The organism is Litchfieldella anticariensis FP35 = DSM 16096 (genome assembly GCF_000409775.1).
Taxonomy (GTDB): Bacteria; Pseudomonadota; Gammaproteobacteria; order Pseudomonadales; family Halomonadaceae; genus Litchfieldella; species Litchfieldella anticariensis.
The window spans coordinates 309,331-334,745 of sequence record NZ_KE332393.1 but is presented as its reverse complement, the minus strand read 5'-3'; the positions used below and the strand labels follow the sequence as shown (position 1 = coordinate 334,745).

The following is a 25,415-nucleotide window of genomic DNA, read 5'->3' as shown; positions in this document are numbered from 1 at the left end:
GGCAGTTCAGCCATCCTGGCCATCGACCCGTGCTGTCAACAGCGACAAGGCATAACGCCCTATGAAAATGGAAAACGCCAGTAGCCAGCACAGGATGCTCAGGCTCAGTGTCCAGTGAGAGACCTGCGGCCATAGCGCCGGCACAAGTGCGCGCAACACAGCGGCCAAAACCATCAGCCCCAGCGCCAACCCCATGCCTGGCAGGGTTTCGATCGGCCGTCCGGTATGGCCTAGCGAGACACGTGCCATCATCGCCAGCATCATGGTGCCGATGCCGCCCACAGTGATGGTATGCAATGCCAGTGAGGTATTGACCAAGTCCAGCGCCGCCAGGCCCCACATGGCTAGCCCCAGGCAAACGAAGGCGTAGCTGGCATGCAAGCCCCACAGCAGCGGTTCGCGCAGGCAGTAGAGGCCTTCCCAGCGGCTCAGCCGCAGGGCATTGAGCACCGCCGCCAACAGCGCCACGCCGGCCCATACTCCGCTGGGTAGGTAGACACCGAGGCTCGCCAGTTGCATGACCACCAGCGCCATGACCGTACCCATGGAGGCCAGTTCCAACCACTTCAGCCGTACCGGCTGAGGCTGTCCCAGTCGCCGGGAAGTGAAGAACGGAATTACCCGCCCCCCGAGTACCACCATCAGCAGCGAAATCAGCAGGATGGCCAAGTGCGCGGCGATATGAATCGTCAAGCTATCGCCCTGGAGCCACCCCATATGCATCAGCACATTGGCCAGGAACAACAACCCAAGTACGGGTAAAAAAATCAGGTTACGCCACTGGCGTACGCGAATTACTGAGCGTGCCAACACCAGTGCCGCCAACGGCAGGAAGGCGAGATCCACCAACGCTGCCCAGATCTCCACTCCGGGAGGGAAAGCCAGTAGCACGCGCCCCGCGAGCCACAGCGCCACCAGCCCCACCAGCGGCAAGCCATGCAGACCACGCTGGCCGGTCCAGTTCTGCACCGCGGTGAGCAGAAAGCCCACCACGATAGCTGCGCCAAAGCCGAACAGCATCTCGTGCTGGTGCCACCACAGCATGCCGCCATATGGCCGGAGCAATACATCGCCGTGCCAGAAAGCCCCCCATACCAGCATCGCCACCAGGCTGAACAGCGCCCCCAGCAAGAAGAAGGGGCGGAAGGCCAGCCGCCATAGCGGCATGGCCCGGGCAAGGGTGGCGGATACAGAGAGGAGGGAATCTGTGGCCATGGTCGTTACCTCATGCGGTCTCTAGCGGACGCGATGGACCGAAGTGTTCGTAATGGCGGCGTTCATCGACCACACCCAACTCGGCCAGTGCACTGTCGACGGAAGTCATGAAGCCCTGCGGCCCCACGAAGTAGCAGCGCGGCTGGCCCTCGGGCAGATAGCGCGCCAATAGATCTCGGTCGATACGGCCGACGTGATCGGCGCTTGCGTCCTCGCTGGCCGACTCGTAGAGGGTCACGGTCTGCAGACGTTCGGGATGTTCGGCGGCCAGCGCCGCCACCTCATCACCAAAAGCATGATGTTCGTCGTTCTGTGTCGCGTGCAGGTAGACCACTTGCCGGCCCTGTGCCAGCGCTTGGCGTGCCAGTGGCAGCATGGGTGTCTGGCCGACACCGCCGCTGAGCAGCATCAGCGGCTCATCGCCATCGGCCAGGGTCAGATCTCCTGCGGGGGGCAGCAGCTCGATGGTGTCACCTACTCTCAGCTTGTCGTGCAAGTGACGGCTGGCGCGGCCGTCCGCTTCGCGCTTGACCGATATGCGGTAGCTGCGTCCATTGGGCAGGGCCGAGAGGCTGTAATGACGATAGACCGGCTCACCATCGATGCTGAGGCGTACGCCGATATATTGGCCGGGTGCGAAATCGGCCACGGGCCCGCCATCCTCGGGTTCCAGAATGAAAGAGCGGATTACGGCGCTTTCCTGGCGGGTATCGGCGATGCGGAATATCCGCGTGCCTTGCCATCCCCCTTCACGACTGGCGAACTCATGGTAGCGGTGCGCTTCGAGTTCGATCAGCAGCCCGGCCAGTTCCTCGTAGAGCGCGCCCCATGCCGCGGCGATCTCGGCGGTGACCGCATCGCCCAGCACCTCACCGATGGCTGCCATTAAGCACTCGCCGACAATGGGATACTGATCGGGCTGAATGTTCAACGACACATGCTTGCTGATCGCCGTGGCCAGCACTTCCCTGGCGCGCTGCGGGTCGCGGCGCAGTTGTACGTAAGCCAGTACCGCCCCGGCCAGGGCGCGCGGCTGACTACCACTGGCCTGGTGGGCATCGTTGAACAGCGGCTTGACCTCGGGGTAACGCTGGAACATCAGCGGATAAAAGCGCTGGGTGATGGCATCGAGGTGGTCGGCCACAACGGGGGCGGTAGCTTCGATCAGTCGTTCCTGGTCATTCGTCAGCATGGGAGATCCTTGGGTTGATAAGATGTATCTGAAAAGAATCTTATCACCACCCATCAAAATGCCCACCTTTCTCACCGCGGCGGAATGTCGCGGAAACACTCTAGAAAGCCATTTCTAATAGCAGGCGACTTTGGCAAGATAGGCCGCTTTTGATTCGATCAAGCGAACAATGGTCAGAACATATCTCAACAAGATGAAGGGGGCGCCCGCCGAGCGGACGCCGCCATGCTGGCGTGATGCCCTATGGTCCTGGTTCGGCGCCTTTCTGGGCATGACAGGAGTCGGCTGGCTGAGCGAACTCACCTTGCCGTCACAAGCTCTGCTGATGATCGGTTCCTTCGGCGCAACGTCAGTACTGCTGTATGCCGCACCAGAGAGCCCCCTGGCACAGCCGCGCAACGTGTTGGGCGGCAATGTGCTTTCGGCGCTGGTGGGCGTATTCAGTTGGCAGTGGCTGGGTGACACCTGGCTGGCAGCCGCAGTGGCCGTGTCGACGGCCATCCTCGTCATGCAGTTGACCCATACCCTGCATCCCCCCGGTGGAGCGACCGCCCTGATCGCGGTGATCGGCTCGAACGAGTTGCATTCACTGAGTTGGAGTTATGCCCTGATGCCGGTCGCTATCGCCTGCATCCTGATGCTGTCAGTGGCCATACTCGTCAACAACCTGGCTCGGCATCGCCGCTACCCCCAGCACTGGTGGTAACACTCCAGCACCACGGGGCGGAATCACGGCCCATGACGGTCGTAATGGAACTTCATGTAGACGATGCCCGGCGCCATCACCAGGCGCCAGGCGAGTTCGATCTGATCGTCGAAATGGTCGTCGTATCTTCGTGCCGTATCGATCAGGGTTTCGAGCCAGAGATCGTATAGCGCCGGACGGATGTCCAGATGCCCCCGGCTGTGGCTAACCGCCACTTGATCCAGGTAATAATCGGCATTGCTCGACCCATAGAACGCCAGCAAGTGATAGAACGACTTCTTGAGCATGGCCTGCTGGCGAGGCATGTCAGTGTGGCGGAACTTGTGCGCGACTTTCGGAGAACTAGCGGTGAAAGCGTCGTAGAAAGCGGCAAAGAACGCCTGGCCATCGATCTCGCGGTTCAGCACCCGCTCGAAGCTTGTATCGAAGAGCTGTTCGACATCCATGGCCTTGATCCGCTTGTGGCCACCTATTCTCTTCAGACTAGCCCTCCGGCAATACACCCTCCCGCCAATCTCTCCTGACCATGACCGAGATCAAGGAATTGACTGCGGCACTCGCCGAGTATCGCGTCATAAAGTGGGGCACCGACTGGCTCCCGGTGCCCCTACCTGGCAATCAGCGAAAGTGCGGCATGACGTCGCGAATGAAGAGCTCGAGCGAGCGCTTCTTGTCCTCGAAAGACAGAGTGTTATCGGTCCAGAAGCTGTATTCGGTGATGCCCATGGCTTCGTAGCCCTTGAGCCGTTCGACCAGTTCCAAAGGCGTTCCGATCATCATGTTGCGATGCAGGCTATCAAGCGAGAACTCGGGGTTGTCGGCCACCGACTCCTCCGTTACGGGTTCGAAGAAGCCGTTGACCGCCTGCTGGTCATTCTTGAACCAGGCCAGGAAGTAGCGATAGAAGCGGTTGATCGCCTCAGCCCCTCTTTGCCAGCCATCCGGATCGCCCTCCTCATGCACATAGGTATGGCGTAGCAGCATCAGCTCGGGGCGGGACACCTCGGGGTGGTTGGCACAAGCGGTATCGAACTTGTGCGCGAGATCGGCCACCTCCTCGTCGCCCTTCATCAATGCCGTGACCATCACGTTGCAGCCGTTCTTGACCGCGAAATCATGGGAGTTGGGATCTCGAGCGGCGATCCACATCGGCGGCAACGGTGACTGCACCGGCTTGGGAACGCTGGTGGTGGTTGGGAAACGATAGACCTCACCGTGATGTGCATAGTCGCCCTGCCACAGCCCCCGCATCGCCGGCACCATTTCACGCAATGACTGGCCGCCATCGGCCGCCGACATGCCATCAGCGAGACGGTCGAACTCGTATTGATAGGCACCGCGGGCAATACCGAACTCGAGGCGACCGCCACTGATCAGGTCGAGCATGGCGGCTTCTCCCGCCAGGCGAATCGGGTCCCAGAAAGGGGCGACGAAGGTACCGGCGCCCAGACGGATGCGCTCGGTCTTGGCCGCCAGGTATGCCAACTGTGCAAGCGGGCTCGGCGATGAGGTGAACTGCATGCCGTGATGCTCACCGATCCAGGCGGTACGAAAGCCTCCGGCCTCAGCGATCTTCACCAATTCGCAGAGTTCCTCGAACAACTGCCGATGACTTTCGTGCTCGTGATAGCGTTCCATATGAAGGAATAGCGAAAACTGCATCTCTCAACACTCCTTTCAAAGTGCGTTAGGGTCGGCCAGCCTGGCGGCAATCGTGGCATCGCGGCCTTCCTCACTCAGTGCCTTGATCATGCAATAGGCCATGATCAGCAGCGCCAAGGAGAACGGGAATGCCGCCGCGATGGCAGCCGTTTGCAGGGCTTCCAGGCCACCGGCCAACAGCAACACGGCCGAGGTGGCACCAAGACCCAGGCCCCAGATCACCCGATAGAGCTGTGGCGGATGGGGATTGCCTTTGGCCAGGATGGTGGAAATGACGAGGGTGCCCGAGTCGGCAGACGTCACGAACCAGGTAATGATCATCAGTGTCGCCATGGCGATCATGAAGGTGGTGGCCCAAGGCACATCCAGGGCGGCGATGGTCTGAAACAGCACCTTGGTCACGTCGTCGTTCGCCACTGTGGCCAAATCGACGCCACCGAACAGCTGCAGGTGCAAGGCGGTACCGCCGAAGATCACGATCCACACCATCGCTCCGAGAGTCGCGGCCAGCATACCGCCGAACAGCACTTCTCGAATGGTACGACCGCGAGAGATGCGTGCGATGAACATCCCCACGTAGGGGCCCCAGGACAGCCACCAGCCCCAGTAGAAGAGCGTCCACCAGCCCTGCCATTGGCTCTCGGGATCGGGGTTGGTCCAGAAGCCCATGCCGACGATATTGGTCAAATAATCGCCAACGCTGGTGGTAAAGAGGGTCAACAGGAAGATGGTGGGGCCGGCCAATATGAAGAACGCGAACAGGATCATGCTGAGATAGATGTTCCATTCGCTAAGCAACCGGATGCCCTTCCTCAATCCGGACACCGCCGAGAGAGTCGCCACCACGGTGACACCCAGTATTAGCAGGACCTGATTGGTACTGGTAATTTCCATGCCGAACAGGCTGTTGAGGCCGGCGTTCATCTGCGACACCCCAAGCCCCAGGGTGGTGGCGGTGCCGAACAAGGTGGCAAAGATCGCCAGCAGGTCGATGCCGTGGCCGATCGATCCATGAATGCGCTCGCCTAGCAAGGGATAGAACGCCGAGCGAATGGTCAGCGGCAAGCCGCGGCGATAGGCGAAGTAGGCCAGGATGGTGCCGACCAGGATGTAGATCGCCCAACCATGCAGCCCCCAATGGAAAATGGTGATACGCAAGGCCGTCTGCGCCGCTTCCATGGTATTGGGCTCCACTCCCGCCATGGCGATGAAAGGGTTGCCTTGCAGGTGACTCAGCGGCTCGGCAATGCTCCAGAACAGCAAGCCGGTACCCACTGCCGCACTGAAAAGCATGGCGAACCAGGTGAAGTTGGAAAACTCGGGACGTTCATTGTCGCGGCCCAGACGTAGCTTGCCATAGGGGCTGACGATGATGCCGATAACCACGATCAACACCACGTTGACCGTGAGTATGTAATACCAACCGAGTTCCTGTTCGATGAACTGCTTCACACCTTGGTAGATGCTGTTGGCCAGGGTCGGTTGCAGCACGGAGAAGAGCACGAAAGCGACCACCATCGTCAGCGAAGCGATCGCCATCGTCCTATCCACACCGGCAAACACACCGAGCCTTGAAGTGCCCTGTCGAGAGTCTTGCATGGGGAAGCTCTCCTTGGATGTCTCTTGTCGTTGTCGTGACGGCATCTATCACACCGCACGGATCCAAAGTTTTTATTGAGCCATTCGTTGCCGTCCTTCCCTGGCGTAGGAAGCGATGGCTCGTCTCGCAGTTTGGTATACCGTATTACGATATGCAAAGACTTTTTCCTTCGCGCCTTAGCGAACGCATTCAACAGTCAAGATAAAATTGTTCAAATACAATTGATTAAAAAATTTACCAACTGAGGTATCGGGACAACTCGGCGTCTCATGAGCAAGTGTTTCTTGCTGGTTTTTAGATTACGTATTACGGTATACCAAAAATCAGGACGGTCTACGGCCGCACGACTCCCTGCGTATGCCGAACCAATGGAGACGACGATGAGTTTTGAAATCCGCAAGATCGCGACTTACCGCGAAACGACCTACATCGAGGGTGGCAAGCGCGGCGAGCGCCCGGTGACCATGCTTGGCGTGGCAGCGGTGATCGCCAATCCCTGGCATGGCCGCGGCTTCGTCGAGGACCTGGCACCGGAAATCCGCGACGGCTGCTCCGCTCTCGGCAAGCAAATCGTCGAACTGGTGCTGAAGGAAATCGATGGAGAGGCCATCGAGGCATACGGCAAGGCAGCGGTGGTCGGCGCCGACGGGGAGATCGAGCACGCTTCGGCGATCATTCACACCCTGCGCTTCGGCAATCATTATCGTGAAGCCGTGGACGCCAAGAGTTACCTGAGCTTCACCAACAAACGCGGCGGGCCGGGCACCTCGATTCAGATCCCGATGATGCACAAGCACGACGAGGGATTTCGCTCGCACTACATCACGCTGGAGATGCGCATCGAGGACGCTCCCCGCCAGGACGAGATCGTCGTGGCCTTGGGTGCCGCCGATGGCGGGCGGGTGCATCCGCGTATCGGCAATCGCTATCAGGATCTGCAGGAACTGGCCGCCGAGGCCGCTCGAGACGGCAACGACGACTAGGGTTCTCAAGGAGGCAGCATGGAACTCACCAAAGCCCACAAGGCTCCCGACGGCACGCGCTACTGGCGCCAGGGGCAGGGCACGCCGGTGGTACTCATCCACGGTGTGGGCCTCGACGCCACCATGTGGCAAGCACAAGTCGGCGCCCTGTCGCAGCACCATGAGGTCATCGCCTACGACATGCTGGGACACGGCGACAGCACTCTGCCTCGGGAAAACGCCAGGCTGGATGACTATGCGGACCAGTTGGTGGCGCTGCTCGATCACTTGAGCTTCGACCGGGTCGCCGTGGTGGGCTTCTCGATGGGCGGCTTGGTGGCACGCGCCTTCGCCCTGCGCTATCCGCAGCGTCTGGCGGCGATGGTGGTGCTATCCAGTGTCTTCGAGCGCGATGCGAGCCAACGCGCCGGGGTGCAACAGCGTCTGGCCCAGACTCGCGAGCAAGGCCCCGCTGCCAATGTCGACGAAGCCTTGAAGCGCTGGTTCAGTCCGGCGTTCCGCGATGCTCACCCAGGGCGGATTGCCAAGATCCACGCCACCGTCAGCAACAATCATCCGCAAGGGTATTATCGCAGCTACGCCCTGTTTGGTACCCAGGACGACTTCGGTACCGAGCGGCTGCAGACGATTCGCGTGCCGGTGCTGGTCGCCACCGGCGAGCTGGACCCGGGCTCCACTCCGTGCATGGCGCGGGCCCTGGCCGAGCGTCTGCCCAACGCCGAAGTGCATATCCTGCCCGGCCAGCGGCATATGGCACCCATGGAAGCTCACGAAGCCGTCAATGCCATGTTGCTGCGATTTCTCGCCAAAGTCTTTGCCCACGACTCATTCAAGGAGGCACTCCGATGAGCCTGGATACGCTACGCATGTATATTGATGGGGAGTGGGTTGCCGCCCACTCTGGCGCCACCTTCGACAGTTACGATCCTGCCACCGGCGAAGCGTGGTGCCGCCTGCCGGATGCCGACGCCCAGGATGTCGATGCCGCCGTGCAAGCCGCCCAGCGCGCCTTCGAAGCTCCTGCCTGGGCCGGACTCACGGCCACCGCCCGGGGCAAGTTGCTGCACCGGCTCGGCGAGCTGATCGCCGAGCACGGTGAGGAACTCGCCCAGTTGGAGAGCCGCGACAACGGTAAACTGATTCGCGAGACGCGCGGCCAGGTCGGCTACCTCCCCGAATTCTTCCATTACAACGCCGGGCTGGCGGACAAGGTCGTCGGCGAAACCCTGCCACTGGACAAGGCGGACATGTTCGGCGCCACCGTGCGTGTTCCGCTCGGAGTGGTGGCGGCGATCATTCCGTGGAACAGCCCGCTGTACCTGACCGCCATCAAGCTCGCTCCCGCACTGGCTGCCGGCAATACCGTGGTCATCAAGCCCTCGGAACACGCCTCCGCCAGCCTGATCAGGCTAATGCGCCTGGTCGAACAAGCCGGTTTCCCTCCAGGAGTGGTCAACCTGGTCACCGGCTTCGGCCCGACCACCGGCGCGGCGCTTACCAGCCATCCGATGGTACGCAAGATCGCCTTCACCGGCGGCGCCTCGGCTGCTCGCCATGTGGTGCGCAACAGCGCCGAGAACTTCGCCAGGCTGTCACTGGAGTTGGGTGGCAAGTCGCCCAACATCTTGTTCGAGGACGCCGATCTGGACAGCGCCGTCAATGGCGTGGTGGCCGGGGTGTTCGCCGCCTCCGGGCAGAGTTGCGTGGCCGGTTCACGCCTGCTGGTCCAGCGCGGCATCTACGACGAGGTCGTCGAACGCCTCTGCGAGCGGGCACGCACCATCCGCATCGGCGACCCGGCCGATACCGAGACCGAAATGGGCCCCATGGCAACCCAAGCCCAGTTGGAAACCGTCGAGCGCATGGTCGCGCAGGCGCAAGCCGACGGCGCACGGCTGCTGTATGGCGGTGCGCGGCCGGCCATCGAGCGGGGCTGGTACTACACCCCGACGATCCTGGCCTGCGGGTCGCATGACATGCCGATCATGCAGGAAGAAGTCTTCGGCCCGGTGGTGGCGGTGATCCCCTTCGACGACGAGGCCGAGGCATTGCGGCTGGCCAACGACACCGAATATGGCCTTGCCGCCGGTATCTGGACGCGGGATCTCGGACGCGCCCATCGCCTCGGCCGTGACATCCGTGCCGGCATTCTGTGGGTCAATACCTACCGTGCGGTCTCGGCCATGGCACCGATTGGCGGCTTCGGCGCCAGCGGCTACGGCCGCGAGTGCGGCATCGACGCGGTGCGCGATTACACCGAGCTCAAGACCCTGTGGATCAACTTGTCCACGCAACCGATGCCCGACCCTTTCATCATGCGTTGAGAGGATGTTCACAAACTACTGCGCTCGGCCATGCTGTGTTGAAATCAGCCTCAAAATGCTCATTTACAAACCCGTAAACTCCGCTGTTTCGGCTGATTTCGCCTTGCCTTGCCGTCGCTCGTCACTTTTGTAAACACCCTCTGAGTGCGGAGCGAACCATGATCGATACCCAACGTTACAAGCAAGTTCTCGGTGCGTTCCCGACCGGCGTCACCGTCATTACGGCCCTCGAGGAAGACGACCGCCTCGTCGGCTTCACCGCCAGCGCTTTCTCGGCGGTGTCGATGGACCCGCCGCTGGTGCTGGTCTGTCCCAGCCTGAGCTCGGACTCCTATCCCGTCATCAAGCGCAGCGGCCGCTTCGCGGTGCATATCCTCGGCCACGACCAGCAGTCCATCGCCTACCGCTTCGCCAGCAAGGGCCGTGACAAGACTGAAGGGATCGCCTGGCATCGTTCCGCACTCGGCAACGCCATTCTCGACGGCGCCACGGCCTATCTGGAGTGCCAATTATGGGAAGATTACCCGGGGGGCGATCACGCCATCGTAGTGGGAGAAGTGCGGAGACTATGGGTCGGTGACGACAAGATCGACCCACTGCTTTACTGCCGGGGAAAGATGGACAAGCTACCCGAGGCCTTTCGTTTAACGGCGGCCACGGCCTGAACCAAACACCAGAGGGGTATCCCCATGTCACAACAACGTTTCGAGCGGGGCCTGGACAAGCGTCGCCGCGTACTCGGCGCCGAGTACGTCGATCAGTCGATCCGCAATGCCGACGACTTCACACGTCCACTTCAGCAGTTGGTCACCGAGTACTGCTGGGGAGAAGTGTGGCAGCGCGAGGGACTCAGTGACCGCGAGCGCAGCATGATAAACTTGGCGATGATCACCGCCCTGAATCGTCCTCACGAACTACGTCTGCATGTTCGTGGAGCAATCAACAATGGCCTCAGTGTCGAGGAGATACGTGAGATCTTGCTGCAAACGGCGGTCTACTGCGGGGTACCGGCGGCCATCGACGCGTTCCGTAATGCCCGCGAGGTGCTTACCGAAATGGGCGAGCTATAGGCCGGGCGACACCATGACCAGGAGAAAGTAACGATGCGAAGAGCGCTGCGGGATGACAGTCTCAAGGTCACGCGCAATCAACCCACCCTCCGCGAGATGGTGCTGGACAAGCTGCGTCAGGCGATCATGAGCTTCCAGTTGCTGCCCGGTGATCGTCTGGTGGAACGCGACCTGTGCGAGCGCCTGGGCGTCAGCCGTACCTCGGTGCGTGAGGCCTTGCGTCATCTCGAAGCCGAGGGTCTTGTCGAGCATGTTGGTACCCGTGGGCCACGAGTCGCCGTGATCACGCTGGAAGACGCTCGCGATATCTACGAGCTGCGCTGCATGCTGGAAAGCATGGTGGTGCAGCTCTTTACCCAGAAAGCGAATCGTCGTCAGATGGCGGAGCTGGACCGGGCATGGGAGATCCTCAAGGATACCCTCCGCGAAGGCGACACTCATGAGATCGTCGAAGCGGTCAGCGATTTCTATGGCGTGCTTTACGAGGGTGCCGGCAACCGTATCGCCGGACAGGTGCTCAGCCAGTTGCAGGCACGCGTCAACTACCTGCGTGCCACGTCGGTGTCCCAGCAAGAACGCTCCGTCGACAGTTTTCGCGAGATGGAACGCATCGTCGAGGCGATCAAGGCGCGAGACCCGGCCGCTGCCCATGAAGCTTGCGTAGCGCACATCCAGGCAGCGGCGAAGATCGCCTTGGCAGTCCTGGCCGCCAAGGACGACCAATCGCCCGAACCGATTACACCACCGCTGCGAGTCGAAACCACGCTGTAGCGAGGTGCCTATGCAACACTACTGCTGTCGTTGCGGCCACCATCCCCTCGCCCACGGCGTTCCCGAAGGCGATACGCATGAGCGCGACTACTGCAGTGCCTGCGGTTACGTCGACTACGACAATCCGCGCGTAATCGCCGGCGCCATCATCGAACGCGAGGGGAACTTGCTGCTATGTCAGCGCGGCATTCCGCCGCGCGTGGGCACCTGGACCCTGCCGGCGGGCTTCATGGAACGCGGGGAGAGCGTCGAGGAGGCCGCCCAGCGAGAAGTCCGCGAGGAGACCGGTATCCATGCCGAGATTCTCACGCCCTACTCGATCTTCAGCGTTCCGCCGACCAACGAACTCTACATCATCTACCGCGCCCGTCTGCTGGAGTGGAACGACCCACCGGGCCACGAGACACTGACCGTGAAGTGGTTTCGTGCCGAAGACATCCCCTGGGACACGATCTTCTACCCCGCCATTCGCCAGATTCTCGAGCGCTATATCGACGAGCACGCCGGTGGCACTTACGGCATCTATAGCGGCAGCATGGATAACGGCACCATACACTTCATGCGTTAGGGAAGCGCTTCCTCACTCGCCCAGCCCCCTGGAAGATGGTGTCCATCCCCTCTGGAGCGGCCGGCACGGAATCTAGCCCGCCGCCACCTCCGTGAACAGCCAATCGCGGAAAGCCTTCACTCTCGGCAGATTGCCGCACTCGGGTCGATAGACCACGTAATAGGCCAGCGCCGAAGCGCACTCGACCTCAGGAAACAGCCGCACCAGCCGACCAGCGGCCAGATCATCGCGCACCATGACGCTGCGTGCGAGCGCTACGCCGTGCCCATCGATCGCCGCCTGTAATACGGCTGCGGAATTGTTGATTTGCATGCCGCGCGGGGTTGCCGCGCCAGCCACACCGGCTTTCTTGAGCCATGCCATCCACGATGGAAACCCGGTATAGCCATCCATCGACAGATCGTGGATCAGGATCTCGCGCGCTAGATCGGTGGGCTTGCGCAGGCGCCCATGTTCACGCAGCAGGCCCGGCGAGCAGACCGGATAAACCTCTTCCTCCATCAACTTCTCCGCCTCCAGCCCCGGCCAGTTGCCCGGACCATAACGCACACCGACATCCACTCGTTGTACCGCAAAGTCCACCGGTTTGTGATTCGTATCCAGACGCACGTCCGTGTCAGGCCAGGCGGCCTGAAACCTGTCAATGCGGGGTAGCAACCACTTGGCGGCAAAGGCCGGGCTGACCGTCACGGTAAGCACGTTGCTGGCCGATCCCTCCTTGAGCCGTTCCAGACCCAGCGCGAGCCTGTCGAAACCCGCCCGGATGTCTGGCAGCGCGCGTTCGGCCGCCTCGGTGGGAACGAGCCGAACCCGCCCACTGCTAGCACGGTGGAACAGAGGCATGCCCAGCCATTCCTCCAGTGTGCGCACGAGCTGGCCGACCGCAGCGGGGGTGACATTCAGTTCGGCCGCCGCCGCGGAAAAGCTCTTATGACGGGCGCTGGCCTCAAAGGCGCGCAAGGCGTTGAGATGAACCGGTGACTTCATATCGACAAAGTTTTTCTTTTAACTCCAGACACTTTATCTCATTTGCCGACGGGAGGAAATCAGCGAAGAATCCCCTCTCATGTCGATGATCAGCGCTACACGATCCCCGCGGCTGGCATCGGAACTCGTCATGCGGTCCATCATGAATAGTTTTTCTTCCTATCCGTTATAGAGAGCAGAGAGGTTTCACAATGAGCAATCAATTCAATGGCAAGAAGTTACTGGTCGTCGGTGGCACCAGCGGAATGGGCTTGCAGACGGCCCGGATGGTCCTCGCCGAAGGTGGCAGTACGGTAATCGTGGGCCATCGCCCGGAAAAGACCGAAGAGGCGCGCAAGGAACTGGTCGCTCTGGGCCAGGTCGCGGCGCTGACGGCAGACTTGTCCAGCGAGGAAGGGCTGGCCGAGCTGCTCAGGACCATCGACGAACAGCATGCTGACATCGACCTGCTGGTCAACGCGGCCGGGGTGTTCTTCCCCAAGCCGTTCCTGGAGCATCAGGACGCGGACTACGACCAGTACATGAAGCTGAACAAGGCGTTCTTCTTCATCACCCAGAAGGTCGCCGCCACCCTGGTCGCCCAGAATCGCCCGGGTGCGATCGTCAACATCGGGTCGATGTGGGCCAAGCAGGCCATCGCCGCGACCCCATCGTCAGCGTACTCCATGGCCAAGGCCGGCCTGCATTCCCTGACCCAAAACCTGGCCATGGAGCTGGCTACGAAGCACATCCGCGTCAACGCGGTGTCGCCAGCGGTGGTGCAGACCCCGATCTACGAGGGCTTCATCCCAAAGGCCGAAGTGCACAGCGCGCTGCAGGGCTTCAACAGCTTCCACCCCATCGGTCGCGTCGGCACTCCGCAGGATGTCGCCGAAGTGGTCACCTTCCTGCTGTCGGACAAGGCCGGCTGGGTCACCGGCGCGATCTGGGACGTGGACGGCGGCGTGATGGCTGGCCGCAACTGAAAGTAAGTCGTACCGGGAGGGCCGGCTGCCGATGATTCGACCAGCCGGCCACCCCTCCCATGAATTTCTGGGGGCTCACCCATGCTCGTCAATGCCGATTTCTCGCGCCGCGCCATGCAAATAACCCAGCCCGGAATCCTGAGCTCGTGGAGCGCGCGGCGCACACGCCCGGCGCTGGGGAAGTGCTGAATGTGTTACAGCATCACCCCACTAGGGCGGCGAGACGACCTCCACTACCTCCAGCTCGAATCCGGCCAGTCCCTTGTAGTTCAAGGGTGCCCCCATGAGCCGCAGCTTGCCGACACCGAGATCGGCAAGTATCTGTGAGCCGGTTCCGGTATTGGTATAACGGCGCTGGGAATTGTCGCTCGACGGCTTGTTGAGACGTGTGGCTCGCGACAGCAGGCTCTGGGACGACTCATGGCTGGCGAGTATCACCACGACGCCATGCCTTTCCGCTGCTACCGCTTCCAGGGACGACCATAACGACCATGCCCTGGGGCCTTGATACTCGGCCCCCACCAGATCGCGCAGAGGATCCATGGCATGGACCCGCACCAGCGTTGGCCTGTCGAGGTCCATCTCCCCCATGGTCAGCGCCAGGTGCGCCTCGCCACTGATAGTGTCTTCGTACGTATGCAGCGTGAACTCACCATGCACGGTCTGGAGTGGCTCCTGGCCGGTATGCACTACCGTCTTCTCGGTGGCCAGACGGTACTGGATCAGGTCGGCGATAGTGCCGATACGCAGTCCATGACGACGAGCGAACGCCTCCAGTTCGGGGCGGCGCGCCATGCTGCCATCCTCGTTCATGATCTCGACGATCACCGCCGCCGGCTCGAGGCCGGCCAAGCGGGCCAGGTCGCAACCTGCCTCGGTATGGCCGGCACGGCTCAAGACACCACCGTCTCGCGCGCGTAACGGAAAGATATGCCCGGGCTGTACCAGGTCTCTCGGATGCGCGTCCGGTGCCACTGCGGCCTTTACCGTGGTCGCACGATCCGCTGCGGAAATGCCGGTGGTCACACCCTCACGGGCTTCGATGGATACGGTGAACGCCGTGGCAAAGCTGGCACCGTTGTTCTCGACCATCGGTGCCAGACCCAGCTGTTCGCAGCGTGCACCGCTCAGCGTCAAGCAGATCAGGCCGCGAGCATGGGTGGCCATGAAGTTGATCGCCTCGGGCGTGACGTGGTCGGCGGCCATGACGAGATCGCCTTCATTCTCGCGATCCTCATCGTCAAGCAGGATGACCATTCGCCCACGGCGTATATCGTCGATGATGTCTTCAATTCGATCGAATGCCATAACGCTTCCGGCCTCCCTCGGTATGTAACGCCCCATGCCATATGATGCGGCGTCATTTTGGCATACCATAATACAAACAGCCACCATCAGCCGGAGCCCACCATGCCCAAAGGCTACTGGATCGCCAATATCACCGTGACCGACCCGCACGCTTATGCCGACTATCAGGCCCTGGCTCCTGAGGCGTTTACTCGCTTCGGGGCCAGCATCCTGGCACGTGGCGGCGAGCGTATCGCCATGGAGGGCCGTGAAACGCCCCAGCGGAGCGTCATCATAGAATTTCCCAGTTACCAGCAGGCGCTCGATTGCTATCACTCGGAGGCGTATCAGGAAGCCAAGGCAGCACGGGACGGAGCGGCGGAGGTGGACATCGTCATCGTGGAGGGCTTATGAGCCACTGCGGGACTGAAGGGCCAATGCTATGCTGCCCTGACATTCCCAACGGTTAACCGTGAGCTTGCAGCATGCCCCTCTCAGGCGCAGAAGAAAGCCCGTCCTATCGGCTGTACTATTCCCCGGACAGTGCCAACCTGGTGATACGCATGGTGCTGGAGGAAATAGGCGTCGGCTACCGCGACGTACGCGTCGATCGTGCCAAAGGTGGCCTCGACGACCCCCAGTTTCGAGCATTGAATCCTCAAGGCCTGTTGCCGGTACTGGTGGACGAGACTCGGGGGGTGACCCTGTTCGAGACCGGGGCCATCCTGCTGCATCTGAGCGAACGACATGACAGCACCAGGGTTTCACAGCCGGCACAGAGAGGGCCCTTCCTCGCCTGGCTGTTCTTCCTTTCCAACACCCTGCACGCCGACCTGCGAGTGCGTTTCTACACTTGGCGCTATGCCGAAGGCGAAGCGGAGATCCGGCATCTCAGAGATAAGCTGACTCGCCGCATTCAGCAGCATCTGCAACTGCTCGAGGAACTGGCCGGGCATGGCCAGGGAGATGGATTGCTGCCTAGCGGTCCCAGCGTGCTCGACCCTTATCTGGCCTGCCTGATCCGCTGGATGCAGCTCTATCCCCTCGACAGCCCCCTACGCGATATCCCTTGGAATGAACTGCCCAATCTCGACCGTCTGATGACGCACTTGAAAGGCAAACCCGCCATCCGCCGCGCTGCATCGGCCGAGGGCATCGAGGGACGCCTGTTTCTCGCCCCCGACTACCCTCTCGGTGACCCACACCAGCTCGTGGGACACGCCCCGGACCGAGCCGACTGAGCCGCTTGGTCCTGGCTCTCTACCCGCACTTCGACCAGCCGCAGCCGGCGTAACAGGTCGGGCAGCCATCCATCATGATCAGGTCGCCACGACACTCCGGACACTGGCCAACCACGGTGGGGCCATCACCGTTTTCCTGTTCTGCGCGCTCCTGGCGGGCGACCTCTTCGGGTTCCGGCGGCTGCCAGGGGTGGCCATGGGCCAGGCGATGCGCGTAGCGACTAACCAACTCGTCGACCGGCACTTGGTTGCCGTCGATATCGACGAAACCGCGGCGGTAGAGGATCTGTTGGATCGACCAGGCGACCGCCGATACTTCGGAGTCATGGAACATCGGCTTGCCCCAACGGTTGGTACCGCAGCGTACCAGGCCCTTGTCCCAAACCACCTTGCGCAGGTCGGCCAGCGCCTGGGTCACGTAGCCGCCGCGCGCCGCCAGCGACAGGCTGCGCATGGTGGCGGTGATCCACTGGTGCTCGCTGGAGAGCTGGCCAGAGGGGAAGAAGAACTCCACCGGGCGCTCTATCACCACGCGCTTGCCGTTGAGCACGCCTTCGACCGGCATGAACGAGACCAGCACGTAGACCTTTTTGCGACCCTCGGCACCGACGTAAGAGATCTTTTCCGATACCGCTTCCAGGGTGCCTTCCGGACGCGAGGGAATGCGCACGGTGAGCGGATTTTCATCAGCGAGCGGTGGAGCTTCCTGCACCGCCTTCTTAATGCTCAGCGAGACGATCTTGGAGTTGATTTCAATGCTCATCAGCGACATTCTCCAGAGGGTTGGGGTCGACGTGAAACGGCCAGGCAAGCCAGTCACCACTTGCCATAAGTCCCCTCCTTGATCGCATCGTAAAGGTTGGCGGCGGTGTGCTCTTCACCCTCATAGATCACTTTCTCGTCACCCTTGAGTTCCAAGGTTTCGCCGTTCTCCAGTTCGAACACATAGGTGGTGTTCTTGAGATCGTCCTCGCGCACCAGCACACCCTGGAAGGCCTCGGGGTTGAAGCGGAAGGTGGTGCAGCCCTTGAGACGGCTATCGTAAGCCTTCTGGTAGAGATCCTTGAACTGCTCGAACGGGAAATCGGTGGGTACGTTGACCGTCTTGGAGATCGCTGAATCGATCCATGCCTGGGCCGCCGCCTGAACCGCCACATGCTGCTCAGGAGTCACCGCATCGGCGGTGACGAAGTAGTCCGGCAGATCGCTTTCCACCGCATCGGCCGCCACGAAGTGGCGGTAGGCCGCCAGTTCGAAGGACACTACCTCGACCTGCGCCTTGGTCTTCTTGCCCGACTGGATGACATTACGGAAGTAGCGGTGCGAGAACGACGGCTCGATGCCGTTGGAGGCATTGTTGCCCAGCGACAGGCTGATAGTACCGGTGGGGGCGATCGACGAATGGTGGGTGAAGCGCGCGCCGTGCTCGGCCAGCGCCGCCACCAACTCGGGCTCCACCTCGGCAATCTTCTGCATATAGCGGCTGTAGCGGGTATGCAGGATACGGCCTGGCACCTTGTCGCCGACTTCGTAACCATCCTTCGCCAGTTCCGGGCGCTCGCGCAGCATCTTGGGCGTGATTTCGAACTCTTCGGCAAGTACCGGTGCCATGCCCTTCTCGCGTGATAGTTCGAGCGCCTGCTTCCAGCCTTCGATGGCCAGCACCTTGCTCACTTCATCGGTAAAGTCCAGCGACTCCTGCGAGCCATAAGGAATCTTGAGCATGGCCAGGGTCGACCCCAAGCCAAGGAAACCCATGCCATGACGGCGCTTGGCTTCGAGCTCGCGGCGCTGCCCGGGCAACGGCAGGCCGCTGATCTCGACCACGTTGTCGAGCATGCGGGTGAAGATTGCCACCACCTTGCGATAGCGTTCCCAGTCGAAGCGCGGGTTGTCGCTGAAAGGCTCAATCACGAAGCGCGTCAGATTCACCGAACCCAGCAGACATGCGCCCTCTGGCGGAAGTGGTTGCTCACCACAATTGTGAGCATGAAAGCCATTTGCGTCGAATTCGTTGATGCCAGGCACTTGAACGTCGTACACCGCTTCGACACCGACTTCTTCAAGAGTCACCACTCTGGCAATGAAGCGTTCCCGATTCAGGCCGCGACGATAACTTCCTAACAACTGCTCCAGACGACCCTGCTTCTTACTATCACCAAAGCCGATACGCTCAACGAATCTCTCCAGGTTCTCTCCCGTGATGACCAGTTCATGCTGAGGTGAGAGTGCATATTCGCGGTGCCCACCACGACCATCAGGCAACAGCTGGCTTAGTCCATTACGACGGTCGCGGTAGATGGTGGAAACAATACCTAATCGAAGCAGCATTCGTTGTACTGCCTCAAGGCGCGGCATGTCCGACTGCGCCAACCTTACGCTGACACCCTTGGCCTGAGTCCCTTGGACCGAGCCATCAGCATCAAAAAAACCTCGCAAGAATCCGACATAGCCGCTCGAGGAAGCCTTTTCCAGTATGGGCGTAATAGCCTTGTTGCCAGGCTGCATTCCCATGTCCAAAGCCAGCTCGCGAAGTGCCGACGTGGACAGGCGAAATTCGTTACGGCCATTGATTTTCTGCCAACCTGAGAAATCCGCTCGGTGAGGTAGACTACGGGCAGCCTTTTCGGCTAATGCCATGACTGAGCGAACTCCAGTATCGGCGCCTGAGTCTGCGTCGTTGACCACGGCTGCATCAGCCCACACCGACAATATGGCCTTGTCCGTCTTGAGGGTGCCATCTCCGACCAACAGCCCAAGCAGGTACCCTTGATCTTCAGTCAAGTTCCCAGCCCACTCAGGGCCGGCCCGATGATCGTTGAGCAGCACCCGGTCACCCTGACGCAACTCTCCTGCTGGACACCATTCCGTCTCGGTGCGATAGCGCGTGAACGCTGACACGCGACACACACGGTGATCGCTCGTCAACTTGAGACTGTATCCTTCAGCCGTTCGCAGACGGACGACTGGCTTCTTTGCCGTGAGAAAAAATCCTTGTGGGCCGCTTCGATGCGATTCACCGTCAACGACAGCATCAAAGGAGAGCCCAACCAGATCAGCCACCTGCCTCGGTCCTTCTGAGGTTTGGACCCAAGTATCCGCCGTGACACAAGGGTTGGTCGCGCGAATTTCCTCGCAGAACCAGTTGTTGTTCAGGCGGTTGACCTGGTCGATCAATACGAAGCCCGGTTCGGCGTAATCGTAGGTGGACCCCATGATGGTGTCCCACAACTCGCGGGCCTTGATGGTCTTGACCACACGGCAAGCCACTCGGCCTTCGTCGTCGACGCTATAGCCCTCCTCGATCACCGGCCAGTCGCGATAGATGAGGTCCTCGGCGCGTACATCGTCTTTCTCACCGGAATGTAGCGGGAAGGCCAGCGGCCAATCGGCATCGTCACGCACCGCCTCCATGAACTCGTCGGTGATCAGCAAGCTGAGATTGAACTGGCGCAACCGGCCGGGCTCGCGCTTGGCCTCGATGAAGGCCTCGACATCCGGATGGCCGACATCGAAAGTGCCCATCTGCGCGCCGCGACGTCCGCCCGCCGAAGCCACCGTGAAGCACATCTTGTCGAAGATATCCATGAATGCCAGCGGGCCATTGGTGCCGGCACCCGCGCCGAATACGAAGGCCCCCTTGTGGCGCAAGGTGGAGAATTCGTAACCGATGCCACAACCGGCCTTGAGTGTCATGCCAGCATCCACCACCGAACTCAGGATGTCGTGCATGGAGTCGTGAATGCTGCGCGATACCGTACAGTTGATTAGGCTGACCGACGGCTTATAGTCGTCGGCCCCAGCGTTGGAGAGAATCCGCCCCGCCGGGATCGCGCCATTTTCCAGTGCCCAACGGAACTTCGGCAGCCAGGAGTCGGCCTGCTCACCCTCAACGGCAGCCAAGGCCTGCGCCACGCGCTCGAAGGTGGCGTGAAAATCCTTGTCCACCGGCCGTCCATGGCGGTCCTTTAGCCGGTACTTGGAATCCCAGATATCACGCGATGGCGCCTGCATCGGAACCTCGTTGGATGTCTTGGCCGCCTTGGCGGATGTGCTCATGTGTGAGTCTCCGAATGATCCATGAAATGTCAGGCCAGTGACAAACGATTGCTCTTGTATCGTTGGTCAATCACCTGGCGAAAAGTTCGGCAATCAGTAATCGCTGCGACGCGTCAATATTTCCAAGCGGCTCAGCCGACGCTTGAGCAGCCATGGCATATGGGAATCGATGACGCGTATCAATCGGCCGGGAGCGGGTAGCGGCAAGGGAAGAAATGACAACGACAATGGTGACATCACGACCTCTCCAGAGAGCAATATTCGAAGCGCCATCCTAGCGTTCATGAAAGAGCCCTTTCCTGACACGCGTCAAGCTATGTCCACTATGGCTCTCGACAGCCACAACTACCATATATAGACCATGTGAATTCAAAAGACACAAGATGTCGATTGTCAGCCCTCAACGCCAAGGCTATAGAGGTGACACTGCTTTGGTGAGCATGTTCTAGACTCGTGGCGAGAATGATCCGCTACCTGTCCGCGCCATGGAGGTACACATGTCCAGCCCACGAACGATCCAGTGCAAACGCGCCTATGACGAACCAGGAGATACCGACGGCTACCGGGTGCTGGTCGATGGCGTTTGGCCACGCGGCAGGCGCAAGGAAGCATTGAAGCTTGATGAGTGGCGCAAGGAACTCGCCCCCTCCAAGAAGCTCCGTCAGTGGTTCAAGCACGACCCTAAGCGCTGGGAGGAATTCCGTGATCGTTACCACCGCGAACTCGACAAACAGCAGCGAGCCATCGATGAGATGCTGAAAGAGTGCAACGGTCGCACGCTGACTCTGGTGTTCGGTGCCAAGGAGACCGAGTACAACAATGCCGAGGCCCTAAAGGAGTATCTTCAGCATCACTAGCATAGGTTTTGTCTGAAAAGTCGCCGAGCGATGGCCAAGGCTAGGCTCGCTCCCTACGAGCGCAGGCAGTTTTCAGTCACACCGTGCGCGAGAAACGCTGCTGACCGGGTGTCAGGTAAGCATCGAAGGTCATTGCCAGGTTACGCATCATCAGGCGGCCGGCCGGCAGTACCGTCAGGGTATTGTCGCGCAACTCGATTAGGCCGTCGGCACGTGGTTCGGTCAGCTCGTTCAATGCTTCGGCGAAATAGTCGCGGAAGACGATACCGTGACGCTTCTCGATGGTGGCGAAGTCGATATGCCCGTGGCACATCAGTTCATTGATCACATCGCGACGCAGGCGGTCATCGTCGTTGAGCCGATAACCCCGCATCACCGCTAGACGACCGCCTTCCAGGCGTGCCTGATACTGGGCCGTCTCCTTGACGTTCTGACTGTAAGTGTCGCCGACCTTGCCGATGGCGGTGATACCCAAACCGATCAGATCGCAATCCGCATGCGTGGAATAGCCCTGGAAGTTGCGATGCAGGGTACCGTTCTCGCGCGCCAGACTGAGCTCGTCGTCAGGTAATGCGAAGTGATCCATGCCGATATAGACATAACCGGCCTCGGAAAGCCGTTTGATGGTCAGTTCCAGCAGTTCCAGCTTGCGCTCCGGGGGCGGCATGTCTTTAGAGCGAATCAGGCGCTGGGCCTTGAACAGCTCCGGCAGGTGAGCGTAGCTGTAGGCAGCGATGCGATCCGGGCGCAGTGCGATGATCTTGTCCAGCGTGGCATCGAAACTGGCCACGGTCTGCAGCGGCAGGCCATAGATCAGATCGACACTGACCGAGTCGAAACCAGCCTCGCGGGCCGCCGCGACCAGCGCCACCACCTGTTCCTCACTCTGTACGCGATTGACCGCACGTTGCACGTCGGGGTCGAAGTCCTGCACCCCAAAGCTCAGGCGGTTAAAGCCCAGCCCTCGCAGTTCATGGATCTGTTGCGGCATCACGGTACGAGGGTCGATCTCCAGCGAGAACTCGCGTTCTTCCACCGGCGCAAAGTGGAAGGCGGTATCCAGCGCGGCCGTCAACTCCCCTAACTGGGCATTGCTCAGGTAGGTGGGCGTCCCTCCCCCCAAATGCAACTGGGTCATGCGCCGCGTGTCGTCGAACAACGCCCCCTGCACCCCGATCTCGCGCTTGAGCCATTCGAGATACTCGGCGGCGCGTTCGCTGTTGTGAGTGATGATCTTGTTGCAGGCGCAGTAGTAGCAAAGGCTCTTGCAGAACGGAATGTGCACGTAGACCGACAGCGGTTTTGGATTCGCTGCCCGGTTGCTGCGTTCGGCGGCAGCGCGATAGTCGTCTTCGGCAAAAGCCGAGTTGAACTGCGGCGCGGTGGGGTAGGACGTGTACCGGGGCCCTGGGCGGTCGTACTTCTCCACTAAAGGGCGATTGAATAGCAGATCGTGTGACATGACAGGTATCAACCTCTTGAACGGGAGCGGCCAGCCCAAGGGATGCCGCTGCATTGTCATCAGTATGCCACCCGCACGCGCATCGGTCGGTACCTGTTAAGAGGTAGTTGGCGGCGCTAAAGGGGTATCCATCATCACTTTATGATCCAGGTCAATTTTGGCTGCCAGAAGTGCCATCGTGCCTGCCCTGCTCAGGTTCAGCGACAAGGACCCGTTGTCGCCATGGAGCAGGAAGGCGAACAGGAGGGCGAGGTTTCCGCCTAGAACCGACCGTCCGCCCTCTGGTCTACTGCCAAAGGGCGGATTTCGTTGACGAGATCAGGAAAGCGATTGACAGCCAATGCAAAGATTCATATAGAGTGTATCTTATATGCGTATGCCACCTTGCAGCTAGGCGGCTTCGTGCTGAGCTGATGCGCCCCAATACCGACCTATGCAATCGCGTCTTAATCCGACAAGAGCCTGTTTTCCATGCATATCACACGCTATACCGACTACTCGCTGCGCGTGCTGATCTACGTCGCCCTCAAGGGCGAGCAGCGCTCGACCATTACCGAGATTGCCGAGCGCTTCCATATCTCCCGCAACCACCTGATGAAAGTGGTACACGAACTCAGCCAGAAAGGCTATCTGACCGCCATCCGAGGCAAGCACGGCGGTCTGCTGCTGAGCCGCCCGGCCGAAGAAATCTGCCTTGGCGCCCTGGTCCGCGACACCGAGCGCGACCTGGAACTGGTAGAATGTTTTGGTATAGGTAACCAGTGTGTGATCACCCCCGCCTGCCAGCTCAAATCGGTCCTCGGCGAAGCGCTGGGCGCCTTTTTCGGGGTACTCGACCGCTATACCCTCGCCGATATTTTGGGCCCTCGTTCCTTGGAACTGACTCAACTACTGCAGTTACCACGCGACATCACGATACCTGCCAGCGGCAACGATACGCCCAAATCGACATCTTGAACCATCAACGGCAACAGGTAATGAGAGTGGCTGAGCTGCCTCATTGAGAGGTTTCCGTCTCGGGTCCTGGCTTTGCAGCCGCTAGCGATGGCGGTAGGAATTCCGCATTGAACATCGACCGATCCAACCGCTGAGCCCAGGTCATGACCGGGATCATCTTGTCATCCGGTCCACCACGATCCGGATTGAGGAATTCCCAGACGATTTCACCTTCCGGTGTCACTTCCAGGAGCCGCCCACCATCCGATTCCGTGATCAGCGTATTGCCATTGGCAAGGCGTTGTTGGTCTCCGCGGATCTGGCTCGCGAACGGTTGCTCCGCGGTGCCGCGGTATTGCCAGACGATTTCCATCGTTTGCGGATCGAGCTCGAGGATGCGCGACTCCCCTTCCGCCTCATTCTGATTCCCGCGGTTGTCGAACAACAGAATATTGCCGTTCGGCAGGATATCGGGGTCATGCTGCGCATCCCACGGCCCCCGCGTGGCCCAGGTGAAGTCCTCGGTCTCGGGATCGAACACGGCGATCACATGCAGTGCGCGGAAGGAGACCAATACCTGGCCTTCTTCACCAAAAGCAAAGTTCCTGGCCTTCTGCCGGTCGATGTATTCGACGGTATTGTTATGCAAGGGGTCCCAAAGCGTACGCCCCGGCACCGACTCCAGCATACGGGCATATTTCGACTGGCCAAGAGTGGTGAGCAAGCGGGTCTTCTGCAATTCCTCACCATCAGGTGACAACACGACGAGGAAATCCTCTAGCCGCGGCTGTTTCCCCAGCACGTCGACCTCATCATCGACGACTTCGTGAGTGAGCACGTAGATCTTGCCATCCGGGGCAATATCGAGTTGGTGATGAGTACGCCCCGGGTAACTCCAGATCACGTTGGAGTCGCGATCGAGCTTGACGACTCCATAGCCATAAGGGGTGTCGCCATTGCCTTCGTAGAGCGCGATCAGGTCGCCATTGGGCAACGCACGCGCGTTGCGCATGTGCACGAACTCATCGGGGCGTGGCTTCTCGATACTGCCGACGCCCTCCTGCCAAATCTCGCTGAACGGACGCCGCCATTCATGGACGACGTCACCGTTCATGTCGATCAAATACGCTGCCGGGGCATTGCCCGAGGTATAGAGTGTCAAGCCATCCTGTGCGAGGCCGGGTTCATGAATGGTCACCCCTTTCTCGGACCGACGTTCGTCACGCCAGATATCGCCTGCATAGACGTCCTGGTACTGCGTGTATTGCCGGTAAAGCGCCATGCCCCCTTCATAGGCACGCTCGATCTGGGGGCCAGGGAACGTCTCGCTCACTGTCAGGAGAGCTCCGGCGATGAAGACGAGGAGCATCAATGCAGCCCAGGAGAGGGCGCGAAATATCTTGTCCAGAAAAGAGGTCTGCTCGGTTGTCGTCGAGCGGGTGTCGCGGGTCTTCGATGTATCCATATCTACCCTGTACAATTCGGCGGTATACGGGCCACCCACTCACCTGCCATTGTCAGGTTCGGACT

General features: G+C 60.4%; 25 protein-coding genes. 13 read left to right on the top strand and 12 right to left on the bottom strand.

The features are described 5' to 3' along the window. Positions 1-6: 6 nt before the first annotated feature. Together L861_RS19870 and hmpA are read right to left on the bottom strand one after the other, a co-directional pair. The gene (locus L861_RS19870; RefSeq protein WP_016418448.1) at positions 7-1,215 is read right to left on the bottom strand and encodes an NnrS family protein; all 1,209 of its coding nucleotides are present in this window, start codon (positions 1,213-1,215) and stop codon (positions 7-9) included. A 10-nt stretch (positions 1,216-1,225) separates the two neighbouring features. Further along, positions 1,226-2,407: an NO-inducible flavohemoprotein gene (hmpA, locus tag L861_RS19865; RefSeq protein WP_016418447.1), complete on the bottom strand. Its 1,182-nt coding sequence runs from the start codon at positions 2,405-2,407 to the stop codon at positions 1,226-1,228. A gap of 169 nt (positions 2,408-2,576) precedes the next feature. On the opposite strand from hmpA, the gene L861_RS19860 reads away from it, so the two are divergent. Beyond that, positions 2,577-3,113 carry an HPP family protein gene (locus L861_RS19860; protein ID WP_016418446.1) on the top strand — a complete coding sequence of 179 codons (537 nt, stop codon included), beginning with the start codon at positions 2,577-2,579 and terminating at the stop codon, positions 3,111-3,113. 23 nt (positions 3,114-3,136) lie between these two features. On the opposite strand, the gene L861_RS19855 is transcribed toward L861_RS19860, so the two are convergent. From L861_RS19855 to L861_RS19845, 3 genes are all read right to left on the bottom strand, one after another. Then, positions 3,137-3,559, bottom strand: coding sequence for a globin (locus tag L861_RS19855; RefSeq protein ID WP_016418445.1), 423 nt, complete (start codon positions 3,557-3,559; stop codon positions 3,137-3,139). Between the two features lie 172 nt (positions 3,560-3,731). Beyond that, a complete protein-coding gene (locus L861_RS19850) occupies positions 3,732-4,775 on the bottom strand; it encodes an LLM class flavin-dependent oxidoreductase (protein WP_016418444.1) in 1,044 nt (347 codons plus the stop codon). A gap of 15 nt (positions 4,776-4,790) precedes the next feature. After that, on the bottom strand, positions 4,791-6,374 hold the full coding sequence (locus L861_RS19845; protein ID WP_016418443.1) for a BCCT family transporter: 1,584 nt from the start codon (positions 6,372-6,374) through the stop codon (positions 4,791-4,793). Positions 6,375-6,755: 381 nt separating this feature from the next. Between L861_RS19845 and L861_RS19840 the strand changes: the two genes are divergently transcribed. The 7 genes from L861_RS19840 (at position 6,756) to L861_RS19810 (ending at position 12,091) form a co-directional block, all read left to right on the top strand. Then, on the top strand, positions 6,756-7,358 hold the full coding sequence (locus tag L861_RS19840) for an amino acid synthesis family protein (RefSeq protein WP_016418442.1): 603 nt from the start codon (positions 6,756-6,758) through the stop codon (positions 7,356-7,358). An 18-nt stretch (positions 7,359-7,376) separates the two neighbouring features. Next, positions 7,377-8,207 (top strand): alpha/beta fold hydrolase, encoded by an 831-nt coding sequence (locus L861_RS19835; RefSeq protein ID WP_016418441.1) that lies wholly within the window; start codon positions 7,377-7,379, stop codon positions 8,205-8,207. Further along, positions 8,204-9,682 carry an aldehyde dehydrogenase gene (locus L861_RS19830; protein ID WP_016418440.1) on the top strand — a complete coding sequence of 493 codons (1,479 nt, stop codon included), beginning with the start codon at positions 8,204-8,206 and terminating at the stop codon, positions 9,680-9,682. Before L861_RS19835 ends, L861_RS19830 begins: the two co-directional genes overlap by 4 nt. Positions 9,683-9,840: 158 nt before the next feature. Continuing rightward, positions 9,841-10,347, top strand: coding sequence for a flavin reductase family protein (locus L861_RS19825; RefSeq protein ID WP_016418439.1), 507 nt, complete (start codon positions 9,841-9,843; stop codon positions 10,345-10,347). Positions 10,348-10,371: 24 nt separating this feature from the next. Continuing rightward, positions 10,372-10,752 (top strand): 4-carboxymuconolactone decarboxylase, encoded by a 381-nt coding sequence (gene pcaC / locus L861_RS19820; protein WP_016418438.1) that lies wholly within the window; start codon positions 10,372-10,374, stop codon positions 10,750-10,752. A 33-nt stretch (positions 10,753-10,785) separates the two neighbouring features. Then, on the top strand, positions 10,786-11,523 hold the full coding sequence (locus L861_RS19815; protein WP_016418437.1) for a GntR family transcriptional regulator: 738 nt from the start codon (positions 10,786-10,788) through the stop codon (positions 11,521-11,523). 10 nt (positions 11,524-11,533) lie between these two features. Next, positions 11,534-12,091: an NUDIX hydrolase gene (locus tag L861_RS19810; RefSeq protein ID WP_016418436.1), complete on the top strand. Its 558-nt coding sequence runs from the start codon at positions 11,534-11,536 to the stop codon at positions 12,089-12,091. A gap of 72 nt (positions 12,092-12,163) precedes the next feature. Here the strand turns inward: L861_RS19810 and gcvA are convergent, their stop codons facing one another. Further along, on the bottom strand, positions 12,164-13,078 hold the full coding sequence (gcvA, locus tag L861_RS19805; RefSeq protein WP_016418435.1) for a transcriptional regulator GcvA: 915 nt from the start codon (positions 13,076-13,078) through the stop codon (positions 12,164-12,166). A gap of 191 nt (positions 13,079-13,269) precedes the next feature. Here gcvA and L861_RS19800 point away from each other — a divergent pair, with 191 nt between their 5' ends. Beyond that, complete coding sequence (locus tag L861_RS19800) at positions 13,270-14,043, top strand: SDR family NAD(P)-dependent oxidoreductase (protein WP_016418434.1); 774 nt, start codon at positions 13,270-13,272, stop codon at positions 14,041-14,043. Positions 14,044-14,253: 210 nt separating this feature from the next. Here L861_RS19800 and ribBA read toward each other — a convergent pair whose 3' ends face one another. Further along, positions 14,254-15,351, bottom strand: coding sequence for a bifunctional 3,4-dihydroxy-2-butanone-4-phosphate synthase/GTP cyclohydrolase II (gene ribBA, locus L861_RS19795; protein WP_016418433.1), 1,098 nt, complete (start codon positions 15,349-15,351; stop codon positions 14,254-14,256). Between the two features lie 102 nt (positions 15,352-15,453). On the opposite strand from ribBA, the gene L861_RS19790 reads away from it, so the two are divergent. Both L861_RS19790 and L861_RS19785 read left to right on the top strand, forming a co-directional pair. After that, the gene (locus tag L861_RS19790) at positions 15,454-15,744 is read left to right on the top strand and encodes a DUF1330 domain-containing protein (RefSeq protein WP_016418432.1); all 291 of its coding nucleotides are present in this window, start codon (positions 15,454-15,456) and stop codon (positions 15,742-15,744) included. A gap of 71 nt (positions 15,745-15,815) precedes the next feature. After that, positions 15,816-16,571: a glutathione S-transferase family protein gene (locus L861_RS19785; protein ID WP_016418431.1), complete on the top strand. Its 756-nt coding sequence runs from the start codon at positions 15,816-15,818 to the stop codon at positions 16,569-16,571. A 19-nt stretch (positions 16,572-16,590) separates the two neighbouring features. Here L861_RS19785 and L861_RS19780 read toward each other — a convergent pair whose 3' ends face one another. The 3 genes from L861_RS19780 to L861_RS24605 form a co-directional block, all read right to left on the bottom strand. After that, positions 16,591-17,334 (bottom strand): hypothetical protein, encoded by a 744-nt coding sequence (locus tag L861_RS19780; protein ID WP_016418430.1) that lies wholly within the window; start codon positions 17,332-17,334, stop codon positions 16,591-16,593. Positions 17,335-17,387: 53 nt separating this feature from the next. Continuing rightward, the gene (locus L861_RS19775; RefSeq protein WP_016418429.1) at positions 17,388-20,630 is read right to left on the bottom strand and encodes a ribonucleotide reductase barrel domain-containing protein; all 3,243 of its coding nucleotides are present in this window, start codon (positions 20,628-20,630) and stop codon (positions 17,388-17,390) included. A gap of 93 nt (positions 20,631-20,723) precedes the next feature. Next, positions 20,724-20,915 carry a hypothetical protein gene (locus L861_RS24605; protein WP_144063079.1) on the bottom strand — a complete coding sequence of 64 codons (192 nt, stop codon included), beginning with the start codon at positions 20,913-20,915 and terminating at the stop codon, positions 20,724-20,726. 212 nt (positions 20,916-21,127) lie between these two features. On the opposite strand from L861_RS24605, the gene L861_RS19770 reads away from it, so the two are divergent. Next, complete coding sequence (locus tag L861_RS19770) at positions 21,128-21,487, top strand: DUF488 domain-containing protein (protein ID WP_016418427.1); 360 nt, start codon at positions 21,128-21,130, stop codon at positions 21,485-21,487. 76 nt (positions 21,488-21,563) lie between these two features. Here the strand turns inward: L861_RS19770 and hemN are convergent, their stop codons facing one another. Beyond that, positions 21,564-22,949 carry an oxygen-independent coproporphyrinogen III oxidase gene (gene hemN / locus L861_RS19765; RefSeq protein ID WP_016418426.1) on the bottom strand — a complete coding sequence of 462 codons (1,386 nt, stop codon included), beginning with the start codon at positions 22,947-22,949 and terminating at the stop codon, positions 21,564-21,566. A gap of 471 nt (positions 22,950-23,420) precedes the next feature. Between hemN and L861_RS19760 the strand changes: the two genes are divergently transcribed. Further along, positions 23,421-23,906 carry an Rrf2 family transcriptional regulator gene (locus L861_RS19760; RefSeq protein WP_016418424.1) on the top strand — a complete coding sequence of 162 codons (486 nt, stop codon included), beginning with the start codon at positions 23,421-23,423 and terminating at the stop codon, positions 23,904-23,906. Positions 23,907-23,946: 40 nt separating this feature from the next. Here L861_RS19760 and L861_RS19755 read toward each other — a convergent pair whose 3' ends face one another. Continuing rightward, on the bottom strand, positions 23,947-25,350 hold the full coding sequence (locus L861_RS19755) for an arylsulfotransferase family protein (RefSeq protein ID WP_016418423.1): 1,404 nt from the start codon (positions 25,348-25,350) through the stop codon (positions 23,947-23,949). Positions 25,351-25,415 lie beyond the last annotated feature (65 nt).